This is a genomic window from Chamaesiphon sp. OTE_75_metabat_556 (genome assembly GCF_031378165.1).
GTDB lineage: Bacteria > Cyanobacteriota > Cyanobacteriia > Cyanobacteriales > Chamaesiphonaceae > Chamaesiphon.
In genome coordinates this window covers 1-3,496 of the sequence record NZ_JANNDR010000380.1, presented here as the reverse complement: position 1 = coordinate 3,496, position 3,496 = coordinate 1, and the positions used below count along the sequence as shown (strand labels likewise).

Here is a 3,496-nt window from a genome sequence, read left to right as displayed (position 1 = left end):
AGTACAGCCTAATAATACCGAAATCCACAGTGGTAAATTGACTTTGCCGTGGTCTGTTTCGCCAGCAAGATTGGCTTCGGCTAGTTCTTCAGGATCCATATCTGCCAGACTCACGTCATAGAGATATGTGTGAGTTTTCATCGAAAAAATTAGCGTTAAACCGTAGACACCAATTAACACGATCGATACTGCGATCGATAGTTTCTGAATTGCACTAGTATCAATCCCTGTCGAAGTATAATCTACCGCTGTCGGTAATAACAGCGCAATCACTGCGAGATTCAAACTCGATGCACTCACCCGCGCCACAATCGGTTGAAATGTCTGTTCCTTATATTTCAAACCACCGAGTAACATCGAAAATCCCATTACCAGCAGTAAGTTTCCAATAATCGAACCCGTAATACTAGCTTTGACGACATCAACTAAGCCAGCATTGAGGGCGACTAATGCAATAATTAATTCTGTTGCATTTCCAAAGGTAGCGTTTAATAAGCCACCAAGGGCAGGCCCCATCACCACCGCTATTTCTTCTGTTGCTGTCCCCATCCATGCCGCCAAGGGGACAATTGCCAGGGCAGAAGTGATAAATACAATTTGGTCGCTCCAACCTAAAAAGTGACCCGCGATCGAAACTGGAACGAATAATAATAAAACAGAGAGAATATTCTTGAGATTTAGCATAGATGCTGATATCGGTACATTGTCTCTCTAGAGTACCCGATTCCTCCCACTGGCTTTTTACCAAATCACAATTATATCTCTTGCTTGAATTATTTTTTGGCATGAGTTTCTAATAGTTTGAACTCCTCATCCAGCCCGAAAGCCGGATGCAATATCGACCAACAAATAGAGGATTTACTAATCGAAGTTCCAATCCTCATCCAGCCCGAAAGCCGGATGCAACGGCGGTCATCTCAAACCTGGTGATATCAACAGGTTTAACAAAGCCCTCCGCGATCCTATTATTCCGCATATCTTCAGACATATCAACATACCAGCCCAAAATAGCTCAAACCCTTCCAGACAGAGCGATCGCGAACCCCCCAGGATTTTGACCATCACTACAGGTTCGCGCAGAGATTCAGAGAATGAGTGGCTTTTCAAAATCAGTATAACCATCAATCCCACAACAGAAGAGATGCTCCTCCCTCGGCGCAGGCAATCGATACACTCGGATACTATCGAGAGTCGGCTCGATCGTCTTTACCAATCGATCGCACAAAGTCTCATATTGGCTATCGTTTACCCGACACTCAAACACCGACAACTGCACGCGCTGACCATAATCCTTGCAGACAGTCGCCACCTTTCGCAACCGTCGCCGTCCTTCCTTCGTTTCTGTATTCACATCATAGGTGACTAAAATATCCATCGGCTCACTTCTGTATAAAAGGTTGATAACTGGGCACATCACCCCGCAAATGACGGGCTAATAATCGGGCTTGGACATGCGGAATCAATCCAAACGGAGCCTTCGAGTCGATGATTTGGTGCTGTACTTCTTCCTGCTTGCGATTTTGATAAGCTTCCAACAAAGTTCGCCGCGCATCATCGACTAGATGTACCGCCCCACCTGGACGAGTCACAAAATCTTTGGGTTGAATTTGTTTGCGATTGATCAGACTTAAGACTAATCTGTCCGCAAATGGGGCGCGAAATTCTTCCATCAAATCGAGAGCTAGAGCGGGTCTACCAGGGCGAAGAGTGTGCAAGAAACCCATTTGTGGATCTAGTCCCACGCCTTCACAAGCCGACACACAATCATTTTTTAGCAATGTATAAACGAATGATAGTAACGCATTAATTGGATCGCGGGGTGGGCGTTTGTTGCGATCGAGTAATGCAAAGGTTTCTCGATTCGATCGAATCATACATGTAAAGCTACCAAAATAGGTTTTGGCGGCATAACCTTCAATTCCCCTCAACGTATCTAAATCGGTGGCTCTTTCAGCCTTCTGAATCGATTCTGCATGAAGTTTAGCAGTCTTTGTGAGTTGTTCTCGATCTACTGAATCATTTGCTTCGCGTGCCGCTCTCATCACCACCGTGCGGGCATTTTGGAGTTTAGCAGCTACCATGTATCGCGCGATCGCTAAAGTAGATCCAGCATCCCTCACCACCTCATGTTGAGCCTGACGCAACAACACATTCCCCGTCGTCGAACCAGCCAATCTCCCCTTAAATCGACCAAATTCTGATAACCACACCAAACTACGCCCATCTTCCCCACAACGATGAATTAAATAAGGACTCATCAGCACATTTCCAAATGTCACAATACTCCCCAAATGATGGAGCGGAATTTGTTTTTTGACCTCCTTTTCAATCTCAACTTTGAGCGTTTCATGATCGAGGCGCAAATATGCACCTTGAGTTTGGATGTAAAGAGTATTTAGGAGTTGTTTCATAGAAAGAGATTCTCTCGAACATAGTATTTATTAACATGTCAATACCAACCATCTGTAGGGGTGGGTTGATGAGATCGACATCGATTTTACTAAAAATCTAATTCAAACCCACCCTCCCCACCTGCCAATAAAAGATCGCTCAATCAACAATAAAAGGGTTATTCCGAACACTGGATTTACTAAAACTTGCGATCGATTCCGGCATACAAGCATCAATCAGCGAACAGTCATCACAGCGTTTGTCATTCACAGGTGGCGGTAGTTTCTGACTGATTAAAATCTCACGAGTAGCGATTATTATCTGTTCGGTTTGGGTACGTAATTTAACGTCGATCTTGACTTCCCGCCTTCGTTTCGAGCCAGCATGATAAATCGCCCCTAATGGCACATCACAACCAAGCATTTCTTCCAAACAGAGAGCTTGAGCACAAAGTTGAATATCATCAGCCAGACGCGGTTTTTTACTACCAGACTTGTATTCCACAGGATAGGGAATCTCATCTCGATTGAACTCCACCACATCAGCAATTCCCCGAATCCCCAATCGGTGACACCACAGCGGCAAAGCCCGTTCTACCCGCACATTGTCAAGTTGTTCGTCGTCGGGAATATCGACCTTTTCATGGACTCTTTGCCCCCGCAGGGTGTAGATATTTTCGTCCCAAACTTGTTCGATATGAATCAACGCAAATTGACGCGGACAATAAGCATAGTGCTGAAGGGCACTAATCATCACATAATCTTCTGAATCTGGCACAATAGGCACAAAAAAATAGGTATCCTATTTCAAGAGTACCCAGTTCGTGAAGTATAAATATCAATATTTTGTTTTACAATCCAGTTAAAACTTGTTGAGCAGTTAAATTAAATTGACTAAATTGAGGTGATACAATAATTTGTTCGGCTGTATAAGCTTGTTCTTCGTACAATCCTTCGACCAGTTCTAAAACTGTTACCTTATTTAAAATCGGATCGACAATCCAGTATTCAGGAATCTGTCTAGCCGCATACTCCGATCTTTTGTAGCGATAATCTCGTTTTTCTTGATTGGGGCTAACTACTTCCATAACTAAAGTAGGCGGTGG

General features: G+C 44.0%; 5 protein-coding genes. All 5 read right to left on the bottom strand.

Annotation, left to right across the window (positions count from 1 at the left end; genetic code table 11):
- On the bottom strand, positions 1–684 hold a 684-nt coding region (gene cax / locus RMO27_RS15405), incomplete at its 3' end, for a calcium/proton exchanger (RefSeq protein ID WP_309734064.1).
- A gap of 400 nt (positions 685–1,084) precedes the next feature.
- On the bottom strand, positions 1,085–1,375 hold the full coding sequence (gene cas2 / locus RMO27_RS15400) for a CRISPR-associated endonuclease Cas2 (protein ID WP_309734062.1): 291 nt from the start codon (positions 1,373–1,375) through the stop codon (positions 1,085–1,087).
- Positions 1,376–1,379: 4 nt separating this feature from the next.
- On the bottom strand, positions 1,380–2,411 hold the full coding sequence (gene cas1c / locus RMO27_RS15395) for a type I-C CRISPR-associated endonuclease Cas1c (protein ID WP_309734060.1): 1,032 nt from the start codon (positions 2,409–2,411) through the stop codon (positions 1,380–1,382).
- A gap of 139 nt (positions 2,412–2,550) precedes the next feature.
- The gene (gene cas4, locus RMO27_RS15390) at positions 2,551–3,177 is read right to left on the bottom strand and encodes a CRISPR-associated protein Cas4 (RefSeq protein WP_309734058.1); all 627 of its coding nucleotides are present in this window, start codon (positions 3,175–3,177) and stop codon (positions 2,551–2,553) included.
- A gap of 64 nt (positions 3,178–3,241) precedes the next feature.
- The coding region (locus tag RMO27_RS15385) for a Uma2 family endonuclease (RefSeq protein ID WP_309734056.1) at positions 3,242–3,496 on the bottom strand (255 nt) is incomplete at its 5' end.